The following is a 16,407-nucleotide window of genomic DNA, read 5'->3' on the forward strand; positions in this document are numbered from 1 at the left end:
CCGGAGATCGTCATTACCGACACCGGTTCGTACAGCGACCTTGTCTTCGGGCTCTTCGCGATCTGCGGCTACCAGTTCTCCCCGCGGATCGCAGACATCTCCGACGCGCGGCTGTGGCGCCTGGACATGTCCAAGGACTACGGGCCGCTCCAGCCGGTCTCCCGCCAGCGCGTACAGGCCGAGCGGATCCACCAACACTGGGAGGACATGCTCCGGGTCGCCGGGTCCCTGCAGACCGGCAAGGTGCGAGCGTACGACCTGCTGCGGATGATGACGTCCGGCGACCGCATGACCGGCCTGGGCGACGCGTTCGCGCACTACGGCCGCATCTTCAAGACCCTCCACCTGCTCCAGTTCATCGACTCCGAGGCATACCGCCGCATGATCGGCGCCCAGCTGAACATCGGCGAGGGCCGCCACGCGCTGGCCCGGACATCTTCTTCGGACGGCTCGGTGAACTCCGCCACGCCTACCGAGAGGGCATGGAAGATCAACTCGGGGCCCTGGGCATGGCCCTGAACGCCGTCGTCTGGTGGAACACCCTCTACATGGACGCTGCCCTCAAGGAACTGGAAGCCAGCGGCCTGGCCATCTCACCGGAGATCCGTTCCCGGCTCTCCCCGCTGGTCCATGAGCACATCAACTTCCACGGCCGATACCCCATCATCCGCAGCCACAGTGACGGCTCGCTCCGAGCGCTGCGCGACCCACGCTCCGTAGAGGAGTAACAGCCGGCATGACCCGCCGGCAAAAGGGAAGGGGCGCAACTTCCGGGACTGGGCGCGCTCCATACCTGTGGACGAGCAGAGCCTCGTGCACCGGCGGTCGGCCGTCATCTCCGACACCCAGCACGCGATCCTGCAGGCCATCGTCGCCGGGGAGACCGACAAGTCGATCGCCTGCAAGCTGGGAATGAGCCGCCGCAGCGTGGCCGTCCATGTACGGTGCGCCTCCGAGGAGTTGGGCAGCCGCAGCCGCAGCCGCGGCCAGCTCGGCTACCTCATCGCCACGTCCGGGGTGCTCGACACCCCGGGCTGACTCGCCGCCCGGCCCTCGCCACGGGGCCGTCCACCCCGTGCGCCAACGGCGCCCGCAGCGGCCTGCCGCGCCCCGCCCAGGCGGCAGCCCTCATCTGCCGGGCGCCGGCCGCGCCTCCGCCCCTGCCCCCGCGTCCGCGCCGGCCGACTCCGTGGCGCCCGCCGCTGGCTCGGGGCGCGTGCGCGCGGCGCGCAGGGTCAGCGCGGCGGCGGCGACCATGCCCACCACCGCGATGCCCGCACCGGACAGGCGCAGCGCCCCGACCGCGCCGAGGCCGGCCACCAGTGGTCCGCCGAGCGCGGTGCCCAGGGGCACCGACAGCACCCGGACGGCAGAGCTCGCCGCGAGGGCCTGCGGCAGCAGCGCGCTGGGCGCCGAGCGCTGGAAGAGGGTGGTCGACAGCGACGAGTACGGCGGCCAGAGCAGCCCGGCCATCCCGAAGCAGACGACCGACACGGCCGTCGGGGCACCCAGGCCCAGGGGGAGCATCAGCGCGCCGAAACCGATGACGATGCCGATACCGCTCCAGGGAGCGGACGGAGGCATAGCGGGACCGGGCCAGCAGCATCGGGGTGGACGTGCCGTCCTCGGCGTCGTGTGTGAGGGCGCTGTGGCGGAGCCGGTGGAGGGTCCAGCCGTCCAGGTCCTCGATGTCTTCGGGTGAGGCGAGTGGGTTGGCGAGCAGCCGGGTGTTCTCCTCGAAGATCTCTTCGGCCCGGCGGTAGGAGAGCCGGGCCCTGCCGGTCTCCGGGCACACGTCGAGCGTCGGTGTCCCGGCCGGGGCCTTGCGGTCGGTGAGGAACAGGGGGCCGCGGGTACGACGGGCGATGAGCCGGGGCAGGAGCTGGGCGGTGCCGGACTGCCAGTGAATCCACTCTGTCGCCCCGCCCTTGGCGGTGATCTTCCCACGCTTGTCTTGCGGGTAGAGGTCTTCCACGTTCAGGCACAGCACCTCGTCGGCGCGGGCCGCGGACTCGTAGAACATTTTCCAGAACGTCTTCTCCCGCAGGGCGACGTCCAGGCGCCACAGGGCGGCGATCTGGTTCTCGGCCAGGGCCTTGGTGCGGTCGGGCGGTGCCGGCCGCCGCTCGATGCCGATCGTCGGGTCGCCTTCGATCCAGCCCTGGCGCTGCCACCAGCCGATCCGGTGAAGAGCACGAATCCGGGGCTGGTCAGCGTTCTCGCATTCGGGTCCACCACCAGCCGAACATCGCCAACTCGCTGTTGTCGGGATCGGGCAAGGTCCGGCGCTCGAGTTCCTTGTCGATGCGTGTGATCAGCCGGCCCAAGTCCCGTTGCGCTGCGGGAGGGAGACACCGCATTGCCCACTTGAGGTCGTCACGGGCGTCTCCCACCCCGGGCGACTCGAATGCGGAGGCGTCCAGGTAGCGTCCCGGCTGCCTGAGGGCTTGCTCGAGACGCGAGAGGGCATAAGCGACCGCGTTGGGCCACATCTCCTGGTCTTCGACCCGGCGGATCGCTGCACGCGTCCGCGCGGAGACCCCGCGGACTCTCAGGACCGAAGACTGCCATCGTGGCCGCCACCGCGCCGCGCGGACGGCTTTGGGACGCCTACGCGGCATCGTCCTTTCGGATCAGCATGGGGTCACCCTGTCACGGCTGGGGACGTTCGTGCGCCCTGTCGTGCTGACGCCCGACACCTCGACGTCCCGAAATTGCTGCAGCGGCAGCGGAGTTGGTGCCTCGATCCGCGTCTCACCCACGCAGATTGTCGTGTTGCTGACAATACGCACAGGCCCCTCTAGCATCGTGCCCCAATTGTAGGAACAAGTGTTCGCAGAAGGGGGCATGAATGCGGAAGATTCAATTTCTGACACGCTTACGAGAGACGGCGGTCCTGCTGTCTCTCGCGCTCACGGTAGGGCTGCTGGGTCTGCCGCCCTCGGCGGCGTCCGCTGCCGAGCAGGTCCGGGTGCCGCCGCCCGCATGCGCGGGCATGACGCCGCCGAGCGAGGACGGCATCTCGGTCGACGACGAGAACCACGCCGCCATCCGGCTCGAACTGCCGGCCTCCGACGAGGAAATTCCGGTCGACGAAGAGGGCAAGGTCGACCTCAGCGGCTTCCTGCACAAGCAGGCCACCATGGTCGACCTGTCGATCGGCAGCGACATGGTGACGACCGACTTCACCCTCGGCCCGCCCCCGGAGGGCGAGACGAACTGGTCGGCGTCATGGACATCGCGGTTCCGCCCGCCGCAGCTCGGCAAGACCCTGGTCTGCGTCCGCGCAGAGCGCGAACCCGGACGGTACGCCCGGATCCTGCGCGAGTTCACGTTCGTCGACAACATCGCGCCGAGCAACGTCACCGGGCTGAGCGTCGGCAACATCACGCACAACTCGGCCACGGCGAGCTGGAACGCGGCCACCGACAACTACGGCCTGGCCGGCTACGAGGTCCGGGTCGACGGCGGCCCGCCGATCCGCACCAACGTCGGCACCCGCTCGTACACCATGACGGGCCTGCCCCCCGAGAGCGAACACACCGTCTCCGTCGTCGCCGTCGACCTCGCGGGCAACAAGTCGGCCACACCCGCCACGAAGACCTTCCGCACCGCGGCGACTCCGCCCGACGCCGACCCCGAGCTGACGCTCGAGCCGGAAGAGGGCAGCGCCCTGGCCAAGTGGCAGCCTGACCCCAACGGTGACCACACCTACCGCGTCTCCCTCGACGGCCGGCTCTACGAAGAGTTCTCGATGGCGGAGTACTGCGTGGACGCCGCGGGCAACCCGGCGAATCCGTGCACGGCGCAGGACGTCATCGAGTTCACCATCGAGCCCCTCGAAGCGGCCACCTCGTACACGCTGCGGGTCGACGCGATACAGGAGGATGGCACGCCCTGGCGGGACTTCAGCGGTGGCTTCACCACCGACACCGTCGCCCCCGCGGTGCCCCAGGAAGTCACGCAGCAGACCTCCAGCGACAGCTCGCAGTGCGCCGCGCAAGGCGGCGACTTCTACATCGCGGAGAGCGTGCGCTCCAGCGTGACGGTGCCCGAGGGCAGCACCCAGGTCTTCCCCGGCTGCTACACCGCCGCGGACGCCAGCTGCGTCGAGGACCACATGCCGCCCGACGAGGACGAGAAGTTCGACTGCTCGGACGACGTCACCGAAATGCTCCACGACCTGGCATCGCCCGGAGGCGGACCGGCGCTTTCCCCGCTGAGCAGCTCCACCAGCGAGGTGAAGCCGCTGTACGATCCCGGCAACCCCATCCAGCCCGTCGTCTGGTGCCTGGAGAGCCGCGCCTGCACGCTGCTGCTGGCGCCGCCCGCCACGGCGGCGGCGACGGTCGCGACGTCGAGCGTCGTCGCCGCGGTCATCTACTGGATCGCGGTGATCGCCGGGGCGATCGTCGTCGGGGTCGCGCTGGGGCTGATCTGGGCCATCATCGACGCCAGTCCGATAGCCATCGGCGGCCTCCTGGAATATCCGATCGACTACACCGACGACTTCAACACCTATGACGACTGGGGCCTGGAAGAAGGGCAGTGGTACCACAGCCTCGCGGCCTACGCCCAAACCATCAAGACGACCAAGGACCTTACCGAGAAGTACGACCTGCCCTTCGCCTGGACCAGCGGGGACGACGCGGACCTGCGGGCCAACATCGACCAGGCGTGCGCGGCCCAGAAGCAGGCCAGCTCCAGCATCGCCCCCTGCGACGACAACATCGCGTTCTACGTCCCGGGCGGCCGGAACCACAAGTTCAGGCCGATGCAGGAAACCGGCAAGCACATCGTCGAGGCCATGGGTGACGGCCGCTGGCCGCAGCCTGCGGGCCGGGCCCAGTGGTTCGCCCCGGCGCGCAGCATCAACGGCCAGGCCGCGATGAACGCCGGCTACGACCGCAACTGGTACTACACCAACCCGAAGTTCGCGGGGAATGCATGCCTCCCACGGCCCGTGGTCGGTTCCGGGAAGACCTGCGACGAGTTCCCGTTCTGGGCGACGGACCAGGCGGTCGACCTGTCGGGCCTGACCGCGGACGTGCGCCACGTGCCGAGCACGGAGTCGCGGCCGCAGGGCAACGACATCAGCTCCTTCAGCAACAAGTGCAAGGTGGACGACGGAGAGCGGTACATCGTCCTGCCGATCAAGCCGTGGGTCGCGGCGAACGCCCCGAGCTTCGGCTTCCGCGTGAACGGCAGCGGCGCCAGCCTCTGCATGGAACCGTCGCTGTAGTGGCGCAGGGCCCGGGTCTCTTCCCGGGGCGCCACTGGTTGATCCGGGCCTGTGATTGATCGGGCCTGAGATTGATCGGACTGTGCGTGATGTCGGCCTTCGAGACCCGGCCCCGGGTCTCGAAGGCCGACCCCGTGCGGGGGAGAGGGCGGTGCGGATGCCGGTGCAGGAGTGCCCGCACGGGGCCCAGTTCAACCGACGACATCTCTTCTCGGGCCCGGCCCGTCTACGCTGCTCGGGGTATCTCCTACGCAGGGAGCGCTTGCCATGCTGGACGACATCTCCGTACTGCGTGCCGCGGCGGCGGACTACCGGGCGGCGGCGACCGCCGCGGGCCTGCCCTGGGACGACCCCGCCGTTCCACCGGAGCCACAGGCCCCGCCGGAGCTGGTCCACCGCGTGTTCGACGTGGACCACGTCGCCGACCAGCTCACCTGGCTCCACGGCCAGGGATGGCAGGAGCGCCGGCTGCTGCCGAACGGAGGATGGCTGCTCCCCTGGCCGACCGACGCGGACAAGGCGAACGAGGCGCTCGACAACCTGTCGCTGTCGATCGGCGTGCCGTTCCCCTGGCGGCATCAACTGCCGCTCTTCCACTTCGAGTTCCTCGTCTACACCTTCGTCCTGGCAGGAAAGCACGAAGGCGAGATCTGGCGGTACGAGACCGCCCCGGACGCCTGGGACGCCGTACGCGCGGCCCCGAGCCTCGCGGCCCTGTTCACCGAGTGGACCAAGGGGCTCGAAGCCGGCGTGGTCTACCTCAACGACCTCGACGGCTGCCTCGCCGTAGGCGAACGCGGCCGCCGCGCCGTCCACGCGCTCCTCGACCACACCCCTGCCCTCGACCCGCTCGCTTTCCCCGTCTCCATGCCGGAACAACCGCTGCTGCGGCAGCGGCAGGCCGAGTACGGCGTCGACATGAGCCGCGTCAGCCAGGAACGGGGCTTCGAGAGCTTCGAGGCACTGAACGAGGAGATCGACGCGGTACGCGCCGGCCTCGGACTTTGAACCGCTCCGGATCGACGGAAGCCCAATACGTCGGCTACGGCCCACCTCGGGCCGGCCCGTAGCCGCAATTACGGGCCGGCCCTTGTCCGGCGGGTCCGTTCACAGCTCCCGCCGCGACGGTGTCCTCATCTTCGCGGTCCTCCTCCGGACCGCGGAGAACCTCACGGACTACCCCCGGCCAGTCCTGCGGCGGCGCGTCCACCACACCAGGGCGCCACCGGCGGCGATGCCTGCGATTGTGCCCCGAAGTCCTAGCTCAGACACCAGCCGCAAAGTAGGTGGTCAGGACTTCGCGGCGGCGGTCTTCTTCGGCTGGCGGGGCACGGTCTTGGTCTTGTCGAGGTGCCCGTACACCGTGGAACGGGGCACGTTGAACATGTCGGCGATCTGCTGGACGGTCTTCTCCCGGGCGTCGTAGAGCTGCTGGGCGAGCTCGGCCTGGTCGGCTGTGAGCTTCGGTCGGCGCCCGCCGACCCGGCCGCGGGCCCGCGCGGAGGCGAGCCCGTCGTTCGTGTTCGCCACGATCAGCTCTCTCTGGAGCTCCGCGAGCACGCTGAGCATCCCGAACATGGCCCGGCCCTCCATGGTGGCGGTGTCGATGCCCTGTTCGATGACATGCAGCCCGATCCCGCGCTCGCGCAGCTCGGCGCCGAGGGTCACCAGGTGCAGCACTGAGCGGGAGAGCCGGTCGAACCGGGTGACCTTCAACGTGTCGCCCTCGCGCATCAGCTGCATGACGAGATCGAGCTTGGGGCGGGAGGCTTTTGCGCCGCTGGCGACGTCGATGTGGATGTTGTCGCGGTCGACGCCGTTGCGGAGAAGCGCGTCGATCTGGTGGTCGGGGTTCTGGTCGGCCGTTGAAGTGCGGCAGTAGCCAAGGAGCATTGTCGGAAACTACCCTGCCGACCGTTCACCGACGTTGATTTCCGACGCGAGTTGTCGACAGTGCCCACCTGCGAGTTCTCGATCACGCGCGTGAGTGTCGGCAGACGGTCGTTTGCCGACACTCGGCACGGCGGGCGCAAACCCTTGGGACGTTCGTGATCATTCCTTAGCGTTCAATCCAGCAGCATTACCGGCGGGACCCCCTCTACTACAGTCGCAGTGCCACTGTGCACAGCGGAGTTGTTCCGACATTCCCACTTGAGGAGGCCAGAAAGGCCTTCGTATTGGCATTCTGCGCCTTGATGCAAAGAATCCCTGCTTTGGGTGCGCGGCAAGAGAAGCCGATCGCGCATCTAACTGGAGTAGAGTAGCCCGCTCGACCCCGAACCTCGCGGTAGGCGGACTGGCTGAAGGAGACGCTCGCCGCTGCTCGTCGTCGACCACCGGCCGCAGCGCGGCCATCGGGTGCCGACCAGGCGACAAAGTGGGGGTAGGTGGCGTCGGTCTTGTCCTGACCAGTCGTGAAGATCCGGGCGCCGGCCGACAGCTTCGGCGGCACATCGACGATCTGCTCGCCGGCAGCAAGCAGCCGCATCGTGATGTGGTTGCCGATCCCGATGTAGCCCTCGACCGCCGGCTGGATCCGATTGACGTAATCGTTACTCAGGCACACGAGTCGATCAGCGGCGTACACACGCAAATGCCGCCGGTAACGCTCGATCGTGGCTGTTATTAAGATCGAGGTAGAGCGGACAGGGTGGGACCCAGTTCGTCAACCAGTGCCTGTAACCGGTCGGCATCGCACGGTACGTCGATACTGCGCGACCGGTTGCCGTCAGAACAGTAGAAGCGCGTCGAACTGCGGCCCTTCGGCCTTGCTGGCGATGACATCTCGCCTGCCGCTCCTCAGGCGGCGGCATCCTCTGCAGCCCTGCCGCTGGATTCGGGCTGAGACAGTCGTCTCCCACTGCTTCGACCCGCAGCAGGGGCAGTGCCACCGGCAGCGGTCGCCGGACCCTGGGCGGAGCCGATCAGGCCCCCGGTCAGGGTGGTCCAGGTTCGCCAGAAAGGTGGTCGCGATCTCGGGATGCAGGTCGCCCAGCGATCCACCGGGCGAAGGCTCCTGGCGGGACGCGGTGCGCCGGCGGATGCCGCACGGCTGGCAGCCGCGCCCGGAGGTGCGGGTGACGACGGGTGCCACCCACTCGTGCGCACAGTCTGGGCATCGCCAAAGCACCCGGATGGTCGACCCGCGAGCCAGGTCGAGCAGCTCGATGTCGCGGGCCTTGTCGACGTCGAGGATGCGCACGGCCTGGGTGAGCAACTCGGGAGCGACGTCGCGGACCCGGAGTTCGGCCCGGCTCAGACGAGTCTGGTAGGAGCGTTCCCGCCGAGAGCACGCTGGGCAGCCGGTTTTGCGCTGGGCCCGGTCGGCCACTCGGGTACGCCAGACGTGCCGGCAGGTCCCGCACTGCCAGACGCACCGGTCCGCGGAACCGGGAAGCAGCCACTGTGCGCCCATCTCCGGGCGCGTCAAGTTCTCGACCAGTTCGCTCGCCAGTTCGGGAAACAAGATGGCCAGGCTTTCGCCGGGTGGTGTGGTCTGGAACGTCTTCCACTCCTCGCGTGCTGCGGCGAGGCCTGCGGCGATCCGGTCGACGGACAGGGGCGGGCACGCCACGGACTGCGACCGCAGCCACTCCGCGAGGACCAGAAACCACTCTGTCGCGTCCTTGCTGCCCGCGACCACGGTCTCCCCCGGAACCGGCGGCGTGCCGGGCTGCCGAACCCGTACATAGCGCACGCCCAGCTTGGCCATGACCTCCGATTTGCGCAGGTCCCGGGCGTGAGCGGCAGTGCCGGCGTGCCACTGGGCCGGGTCCAGGTCGATGTAGATTTCGGCCGAGGGCAGGAAAAGGTCCAGCCGCTCCGCCGAGCGCCGGCCGCCGTCGAGGCGGACGTCGACCTCCACCTCGTCGCCCGTCGCGGCCGCCAGCAGGTGGGCGAGCTCTAGTTCGAGGAGGCTTCGGCCGCGGCGGCGGCACAGGCCGCAGCCGTAGTCCGGTGATTTCGCGCGATCGCGCACGTGCGCCTGGAATAGCGCACCGCACCGGCAGCGCCAAGAGCAGAGGGCGCCGGCGCGCGGGTACAGCGTCGCCGGTCCGTGCCCGGGCCAGGAGAGGTTCGCCACGAAGGACGAGGCGACCTCCGGCATGAGCGTGGCGAGCGACTTCTTGTCGGGGGCGACCCGACTGGCGACGCCCCGAGCCAGGTACGCGCATGCAGCACAGAGCAGCCGGGTCGCGTGAGTGACGACGGAGCGTTCGAAGTGCCGGGAACACTCTGGGCAGCGCCAGACGCAGAGGTCGTTGGTCCCTGCGGTGAAGCTCTGCGGGTCCCGACCAGGGTGAGACTTGTTGGCGACGAACGTGACGGCCTGCTCCGGATGCGTGTTGCTGAACGAAGCGGCTTCGCCGGGGTCCCGCAGCATCTCGCCCGCCCGACGGCGCCCGCAGGGCGGGCAACCGCGGCCAGCGGTCCGATTCGTCACGGTGGACACCCACTCGTGCCCACAGTGGCCGCAGCGCCATAAGCATCGGTCGACCGAGTTCGGACGGAGGAGGGCGGGGCCGCGCTCGGGACGCCGCTGATTGGCGACGAACTGGGCCGCGATCTCGGGGTACAGGTCAGCGAGCGATCGGCCGGGCTGCGCTGCTCCGCCCATCAACGCGGCGCATCGAGGGCAGGGCCGGCCGGCACCGACCACGTACAACACCGTCTGCTCCCACTCGTGATCGCAGGCGCTGCACCGCCATCGGCACCGATCAGTCGCGGATTTCGGCAGGGAGTCGGGGGTGCGGTGCGGATGGGTGAGGTTGCGGACGAACATCTCGGCGACCGTGGGGTGGGTAGTGCGCAGCGGTGCGGTGGTCGGCGGCCGACGGTTCGCGGCCCGGCATCGTGGGCAGACGCTCCCGGCGACCCGGAGCCGGACTCTCGTGTGCCAGGTGTTGCCGCAGGCGCAGCGCCACCAGGCCACCTTGTCGGAGCGGACGCTCACCTCTGCCACCGGCGCCTGCTCGGCCGGGTCCTCCCAGCGCAGGAAAAACTCGACGATCTCCGGGCACGCGTCGCCGACCCGGTTGGCCACTCGCCGGGAGTTGGCCTCGGACCGGCGCTTGCCCGCGCACGGCTTGCAACCGCCGCCCCCAGACCCGGTCCGCCGCGAGATCGGGGCTACCCCAGGAGTGGCCGCAGGCCGAGCAGCGCCAGCGGGCCTCAGCCGAGGACTGGGCGCTGATCGTCTCGGGTGTGGCGGTGGGATAGGTGATGCACTCCAGCCACTCCGTGGCCAGCTCAGGCATGACTTCGGCCAGGCTGCGGCCCGGCTCCGGCGTGTCGGCCTTGCGCCGCAGACGGCTCCGGCAACCCTTGCAACCGGGTGCCGCTCGCATCCGCACCGCAGCGGCCTGCCACCACTCAAGCCCGCAGGTCGCGCACCTCCATCGGGCCTCGCGGTTCGAGCCTCGGGGGAGGTCGCCCAAAGCCCCCATCCAACCCTTAACCTCGAGCAGTTCCGGCAGGAGATCTGGATGGACGCTCGCTAGTGTCTCCCGGGTCTTGGCGGCCACGCCCGCATCATGGCAACCGAGTACGACACCTTCCGAATGCCGCAGCGGCAGATGCCGCTCCGCTGCCGCAGACTCAGCAGCCGGTCGAGGGGCTCCGGCGCGGTCAAGGTTAGCGGTGACGGCTTCAAGCACCGCCCACGTCATCGTGGGGGAGACAGCACCCAGCAGGGGAAAGATCCGCAACAACGTAACCCTGGCGTTCAACTAGCCAGCAAGAAAGGATCGCGGACGTGCTGATCACTCCGTTGCCCGGCGTCCGCGGGAACAGCCTCCGCCAGTCGCTCGCTAACCTGCACCAGGCCGTCGCCAACATCCGGGGCGGTGCCACCCACCCAGCGATGCATCGAGTCTCCTCCTACCTTGACTGGGCAAACGAGGTTCGACGCCAGCTCCGCATCCAGATCAGCGCCGCGAGCCTCAACGCGCTCGTCCCGCCCGACCGACACCAGCTCCTCGTGTCGCCGGCCGGCAGGTCACCATGATCACCTACGACACCGGCATGGCGATGCGCGCGAAGGCGGCCGACCTCGAGGTGGTGAAGCTGGAGCAGGAGCGGGGCGAGGAACCAAAGGCTGCTTAATGCCGAACGATGACGAGCCGTCGGCGGATGCGCCGGACCACCCAGCTTTGTGGTGTTCGAGGTGGCCACAGCGCGGCCGTTGTAGCGCAGCTGCGCTACAACGGCGGCCGCAGCTCGCCGAGATCCGGGTGGCGGTGCGGATCGTGCAGGGGTCGGGGCTACCCAGGTAGCTGTTCCCACCCGTCGGCCGCCCTGAGCACGCCGACGGGCAGCCCGTCCGTCACCTTGGGGCGCTGGCCGACCAACCTTTCCGGCAGACGAACCTCCGCCTTGACGTCCGCCCTCTGCTCGTCGAACGACAGGTGCACGGTGGCTGTGACTCCGCGTGGGCGGTCGCGGAAGTACACATCCAACCCGTTCGACCCGTCCGACGTCGGCGAGCAGATGGCCTCGACCTCGGCGCCGGTCGATTCGGCGGAAGAATCCGGGTCATGAGCCGACCCCCGGGGAACGCGCTGACGTTTGTGCTCGGCGGAGCGGTGGCGACCACCGTCGGCATGGTGATCGGCGGGGTGTGGTTGCTGACCGGGCGGTCGTTGACGAGCCGACCCAACACCGGCGGACGGCGTGCCGCCACGATCGCAGTCCGGGCGGTGTTACTGACCGCTGTCTACTGGGCGCTGCTCAGGTCTGGTGTCGTCTTCGGGGTGGGCCTGGTCGCGGGCTTGCTGTGTGGTGCCGCCGGCTGGTGGGCGTTCTTCGCCTGGTCGGTCACCAGGTCGGCCCCGGCGTCAGGGCCTGGTTCCCGCGTCCTTCTCGGCCGAGGCGGATAGCAACCTGGCGCGCATCTCCGCTCGGCGTTTTTCCCGCCGCTGCTCCCAGTTCGGGTCGCAAACCCGGCAGCAGCACGGCGGATCCCACAGCGCCACCTTCCGGCGATGCCGCTCCGCCGTCGCCGCCTTCCGTTCCTCGGTTAGCGGACAGCCGGCCCGTTCCAGGTAGGCGAGTGCGGCCCGCTCCCACGTTCGGTCTTCGTCGATGCCGGGGACCTTGCCCCACAGCTCCATCTCACCCAGAAAGCCGTTGCAGCCCGAACAGAGCAGACCCCGAATGCACTTCCCGCACGTGTTGTGATGGTCCGGGCAGCAGATGTGGTCGTGGTCGATGTAGAGGGGTATCGCCGCAGCCCCTCGCAAATTTCCTCGCCCGCAGATGCCGCACACCCCGTCCTGGATGTTACGGAGCTGCCGGTACCAGTCCGCAGTGATCCGGTGTCGGCCGAGGGCCTTCGTCGGTAGGCCGAGGGCGCAAACCTGCCACGGATCGCGGTCCACGACGACCAGCGGCCAAGCCCGACCAGTGGTCCTCATTCGTCGCCAGACCGTGGCAGGAGAAGCTTGCAACGCAGCCCGACCAACATCGTCGCCTCCGCTTCCAACGCGGCCTGCATATCCTGCCGGCACGCTGCTAGGTGCGATAACGTCGTGGTCTTCCTCGCTTCTCGCGCCAGCGATAATAATCCCACCCACCGATAAGCTGATCCATCAGGTCCTTCCCGGCCCCGGTTACCCCTGCCACCATCACGTGGAGCACCTTGGCGAGGTTGGCCGCCACGTAGCCGCCCTAGATGTCCTGGCCGAGGGCCACGACGAGCGGATGCCGCTCCCGCCGCACCTTGGGGGAGCGCAACACATCCCCGACGGCGACGATCTCTCGTTCGCTATTCCGGATCTCCACCCCCAATAGCCGGGGATCGGGGCGAGGAGCCGCACCTGCGACGACCCGACGGCGTACGCAATGTTCTTGTCCAGCTTGGTGACGGCCTCGACCTTCACCTTCGGGCCGAGGACCACCACGTAGCGGGTGAAGGTCGGGACGCGCTGGAAGCCCGCTCGGCGCGAGGATTCGACCTCGCGCCTGAGTAAGCAGGAGGCAAGGGTGCAGCGGTCCTCTAGTCACGAATGCCCGATCAGCCGCAGCGGAGGGGTGAACAGTCCATTCCCGTCACGCAGCGTAGGGGGACAGGATCCCAAGCGAGCCACGGGTGCCCTCGCCGTGGCTCAAGTACGTGAGAGGGCTCAGAAGATGGCTCAAGTTGCTGGGAATGGCTCAGGATGAATGAGAAAGGACAGCTGCGATCGCTCACCCAGCAGTGGCTGCAGGACCTTCGATAATGCACATTATGTAAAGCTGCGTTATCTGACGGCCCCCTCGACCACCGATGGGCACTCTCAGTCGCGCGTCAGCCCCGGCGGACACGCGTCCTCGTCGGGTCGCACGCGGCGGGCACTGACCAGCGGGTTGCGTTGCAGACCGGCGATGACAGCGGCGCTGCCGCCGACGTCGGTCCAGGTGTCGTCCCACAGGGCGGAGACGAGCCAGGAGTGATCCGCCGGGAAGAACAGGTCGGGCAGCGGACCGTCACCGCGCATGTGACCGGTCCGCCAGGTGAGTGCCTGCTCGGGTCCCGCTTCGACCAGGACGTAGGGCCAACCCCAGTAGAGCGACACCCTCGGGGCACGCGGAAAGACGACGTCGTGCGCGCCGGTGTCGAGGTAGCCCAGCCACCAGGGCTGCTCCGCGGTACGTGCCGCCAGCTCGCGGACCACGGCCTGTTCGTGGGCGTCCACACCGACACCCTCGGGCGGGTGGAAGGTGGCGTACGCGTCGAACACCTCCGGGATCGCGGTGGTGATCGCGAGGCCCTGTGTGGTGTGACCGGCGAGCCAGGCGACGTCGCTGGCCGTGCCGATCCGCCAGTTCCGTCCGTCCTTGTGGACGTCCAGGGGTTGTGTCGAGGCGCCGTCAGCGTGAGGGCGTCCAGCCACGACGGTGGGCGATGCTGAGGGAGCCCACCCGGGTTCGCCGTCCGGCCGCCACTGGTGCCCCTCGGGGCAGACCACATCGACGGGGTGGACCGGGTCCCGGTAGACGGTGGGCGTGCCGGGTCGACCACAGGCGGGGCAGGTGGCGACGGGCGACGTCATGCCGCGCACGATACGTGCTTTTCAGCAGCGCCACTGACCTGCGACGCTGGGGCGAGCCGATGTGTCGCTGGGTGCCTGTAGAGCTGCCCCATCCGTGGGGTGCGCCGACCACCGGCCGCCTGAACCGCCCGCATCGGCGCAGGGCGCGCCGACCACCGGCGTGCAGCGTGCAGGGACCGGCGCACCCTCACCGCTGGTCACCTCTACCCGCAGGGTGATGGTGTTTGCCGGGACGTCGTCGGCTTTGAAGAACCATCACACTTGGTCCGCGCGCCGGGGATCACCCGCCCCATACGTGGGGCAGCTCTACAGGCACCTGAGGAGACAGCGGCGCCTCCCGTGCGGACCGGGTCCGCTCCCCCTCTCCCCACGCTTCCCCGCAACGCGAAAATGCTGCATAATATCCCTTATGCATGACAAACAGGACGAATCGCTCATGGTGCTGATCGAGGAGTTCCTGACCGCCCGAGCGACCCGCAAGCCCTCCCCCCACACCCTCGCCGCGTACCGTCGGGATCTGCACGCGGTCGCGGCGCTGGTCGCCGAGGACGCTGCCACTCCCCTCCCCCTGGGCGCGCTGTCGATCACCGATCTCTCCCCCAGGGTGATGCGTGCGGCCTTCGCGCGGTTCGCCGCGCCCCGCGCGCCCGCGTCGGTGCACCGGGCCTGGTCCACCTGGAACAGTTTCTTCACGTTCCTGGTGGCCGACGGGATCGTGGCCGGCAACCCGATGCCGGCGGTCGGGCGACCTCGGGCGCTACTCCCCCAGCCGAAGCCGCTTCGGGGGGCGGACACTCCCGAGGTGCTGCTCGCGTCCGCGGCGCGCGACGAGGGTCGGCAGCGCGACCCGTGGCCGGAGCGGGACGTCGCGGTGTTGGCGGTGGCGCTCTGCGCGGGGCTGCGCCTGTCGGAGCTGCTGGCGCTACGGGTCGGCTCGCTGGGTGGTCGACCGGGTGAGCGGCGGATCGAGGTGCTCGGGAAGGGTGGGCGGCCCCGGGTGGTGCCGATCGAGGCGGATCTGGACCGGGTGCTGGTGGACTACCTGGACAGTCGGGCGCGGCGCTTCGGTTCGCGGTCGGTGCGCCCCGACTCGGCGTTGCTGGTGGATCGGCGTGGTGAGCCGTTGCGCCGGGGTGGGCTGCAGTATCTCGTCGAGTCGTGTTTTCGGCGGGCGGGTATCGGTGACCGGGTGCCGCGGGGTGCGCGGTTGCACGCGTTGCGGCACACGTTCGCGACCCGGTTGGCCGAGGATGGGGCGAGCGCCGCGGAGATCATGCGTTTGTTGGGGCACGCGTCGTTGGCGTCGTCGCAGACGTACATCGAGGTGACGGCTGGGCAGCAGCGCGACGCGGTGCGCGCGAACCGGACCAACCGGGCGCTGGCGGGTCTGGTGCCGGTGAACCAGGAGTGAGCGCGGTCAGTGTGCCCGGTCGCTGTCGTTGGCGGTGGTGGGCAGCGGGCCGAGGACCGCGTTGATGATGTGGATGCGTGTGTCGGTGGCCTGGTAGTCGGCGCAGACGGCGTCGGCACGGTCGGCCAGACGGACGGTGGGGCCGTTGCGGGTGATGGCGACGGTGGTGCCGTCGAGGGTGGTGGCGGTGCCGCTGTTCGCCAGTTCGCCGATCGGGTGGGTTCCCTGGATCAGGTGTGCCTTCAGCAGGGTGCGCAGCTGGTCGGTGTGGCGGGTCATCAGGTCGTCCCAGTTGTCCTCGGAGAACTTGGCGGCGAAGGCGTCGTCGGAGGGGGCGAGGATGGTGACGCCGGTGCCGGTGGGCAGGTCGGTGAGGACTCCGCTGGTACGCACTGCCGCTTCGAAGGTGGTGAGGGTGGGGATCCACCGGAGCGCCTGGTCGACGGGCTGACTGGCGAGGAAGGTCGGGTTTCCGGGGTCGGTGCCGGTGGGCAGGGCGGCGCAGAGGGGTCCGGTGACCTGGGGTGCGTTGGCCGGTGGTGCGGCGTCGGTGCGGGGAGTCGCGGGGCTGCTGGTGCAGGCGGCGAGCAGCAGTGTCGGCGCGAGGAGCCCGAGGGTGAGCAGTCGGGGGCGTCGCGGTGGGGTGGCGGGTTGCGACACGGCGGCCTCCACGGTTTCGGGTGGGTGGGGATGTGCCGGCGGCGCGGTGGTAGTCGAGGAAC

At 69.3% G+C, this 16,407-nt stretch carries 12 protein-coding genes and 4 pseudogenes; 6 read left to right on the plus strand and 10 right to left on the minus strand.

Translation table 11 applies throughout. The annotated features are described in order from the left end of the window. Nucleotides 1-60 precede the first annotated feature (60 nt). Both KBX34_RS31230 and KBX34_RS31240 read left to right on the plus strand, forming a co-directional pair. Nucleotides 61-728 (plus strand): annotated as a pseudogene (locus tag KBX34_RS31230) (Tn3 family transposase). Nucleotides 729-795: 67 nt separating this feature from the next. Continuing rightward, complete coding sequence (locus tag KBX34_RS31240; protein WP_210928624.1) at nt 796-1,038, plus strand: LuxR C-terminal-related transcriptional regulator; 243 nt, start codon at nt 796-798, stop codon at nt 1,036-1,038. A 90-nt stretch (nt 1,039-1,128) separates the two neighbouring features. On the opposite strand, the gene KBX34_RS31245 is transcribed toward KBX34_RS31240, so the two are convergent. Together KBX34_RS31245 and KBX34_RS31250 are read right to left on the minus strand one after the other, a co-directional pair. Beyond that, on the minus strand, nt 1,129-1,584 hold the full coding sequence (locus KBX34_RS31245; protein ID WP_210928626.1) for a hypothetical protein: 456 nt from the start codon (nt 1,582-1,584) through the stop codon (nt 1,129-1,131). Between the two features lie 22 nt (nt 1,585-1,606). Then, a pseudogene (locus tag KBX34_RS31250) lies at nt 1,607-2,272 on the minus strand (tyrosine-type recombinase/integrase); the annotation flags it as partial. 579 nt (nt 2,273-2,851) lie between these two features. On the opposite strand from KBX34_RS31250, the gene KBX34_RS31255 reads away from it, so the two are divergent. Together KBX34_RS31255 and KBX34_RS31260 are read left to right on the plus strand one after the other, a co-directional pair. Next, nucleotides 2,852-5,242 (plus strand): fibronectin type III domain-containing protein, encoded by a 2,391-nt coding sequence (locus KBX34_RS31255; RefSeq protein ID WP_210928628.1) that lies wholly within the window; start codon nt 2,852-2,854, stop codon nt 5,240-5,242. A gap of 267 nt (nt 5,243-5,509) precedes the next feature. Further along, entirely contained in the window at nt 5,510-6,250 is a 741-nt protein-coding gene (locus KBX34_RS31260; RefSeq protein WP_189702429.1) for a hypothetical protein, read from the plus strand. Between the two features lie 282 nt (nt 6,251-6,532). On the opposite strand, the gene KBX34_RS31265 is transcribed toward KBX34_RS31260, so the two are convergent. From KBX34_RS31265 to KBX34_RS34495, 4 genes and pseudogenes are all read right to left on the minus strand, one after another. Next, entirely contained in the window at nt 6,533-7,135 is a 603-nt protein-coding gene (locus KBX34_RS31265; RefSeq protein ID WP_210928636.1) for a recombinase family protein, read from the minus strand. A gap of 208 nt (nt 7,136-7,343) precedes the next feature. Next, entirely contained in the window at nt 7,344-7,829 is a 486-nt protein-coding gene (locus KBX34_RS31270; RefSeq protein WP_210928638.1) for a hypothetical protein, read from the minus strand. A gap of 141 nt (nt 7,830-7,970) precedes the next feature. Further along, nucleotides 7,971-10,286, minus strand: a complete 2,316-nt coding sequence (locus KBX34_RS33900) for a zinc-ribbon domain-containing protein (RefSeq protein ID WP_307871538.1) — start codon at nt 10,284-10,286, stop codon at nt 7,971-7,973. Between the two features lie 100 nt (nt 10,287-10,386). Continuing rightward, nucleotides 10,387-10,911 (minus strand): annotated as a pseudogene (locus KBX34_RS34495) (zinc-ribbon domain-containing protein); the annotation flags it as partial. Nucleotides 10,912-11,778: 867 nt separating this feature from the next. On the opposite strand from KBX34_RS34495, the gene KBX34_RS31300 reads away from it, so the two are divergent. Continuing rightward, entirely contained in the window at nt 11,779-12,120 is a 342-nt protein-coding gene (locus KBX34_RS31300) for a hypothetical protein (RefSeq protein WP_210928642.1), read from the plus strand. On the opposite strand, the gene KBX34_RS34500 is transcribed toward KBX34_RS31300, so the two are convergent. The 3 genes and pseudogenes from KBX34_RS34500 to KBX34_RS31315 form a co-directional block, all read right to left on the minus strand. Next, nucleotides 12,079-12,657 (minus strand): endonuclease domain-containing protein, encoded by a 579-nt coding sequence (locus KBX34_RS34500; RefSeq protein ID WP_374223736.1) that lies wholly within the window; start codon nt 12,655-12,657, stop codon nt 12,079-12,081. The two genes, KBX34_RS31300 and KBX34_RS34500, sit on opposite strands and share 42 nt — an antisense overlap. A 181-nt stretch (nt 12,658-12,838) precedes the next feature. After that, nucleotides 12,839-13,176: pseudogene (locus KBX34_RS34505) on the minus strand (DNA translocase FtsK); the annotation flags it as partial. Nucleotides 13,177-13,518: 342 nt separating this feature from the next. Then, the gene (locus KBX34_RS31315; protein ID WP_247668005.1) at nt 13,519-14,274 is read right to left on the minus strand and encodes a hypothetical protein; all 756 of its coding nucleotides are present in this window, start codon (nt 14,272-14,274) and stop codon (nt 13,519-13,521) included. Nucleotides 14,275-14,683: 409 nt separating this feature from the next. Here KBX34_RS31315 and KBX34_RS31320 point away from each other — a divergent pair, with 409 nt between their 5' ends. Further along, nucleotides 14,684-15,685: a tyrosine-type recombinase/integrase gene (locus KBX34_RS31320; protein ID WP_179779134.1), complete on the plus strand. Its 1,002-nt coding sequence runs from the start codon at nt 14,684-14,686 to the stop codon at nt 15,683-15,685. Between the two features lie 6 nt (nt 15,686-15,691). Here KBX34_RS31320 and KBX34_RS31325 read toward each other — a convergent pair. After that, on the minus strand, nt 15,692-16,407 hold a 716-nt coding region (locus KBX34_RS31325; protein ID WP_210928645.1), incomplete at its 5' end, for a fasciclin domain-containing protein.

Source organism: Micromonospora sp. M61, assembly GCF_018070245.1.
GTDB classification, from domain to species: Bacteria; Actinomycetota; Actinomycetes; order Mycobacteriales; family Micromonosporaceae; genus Micromonospora; species Micromonospora zamorensis.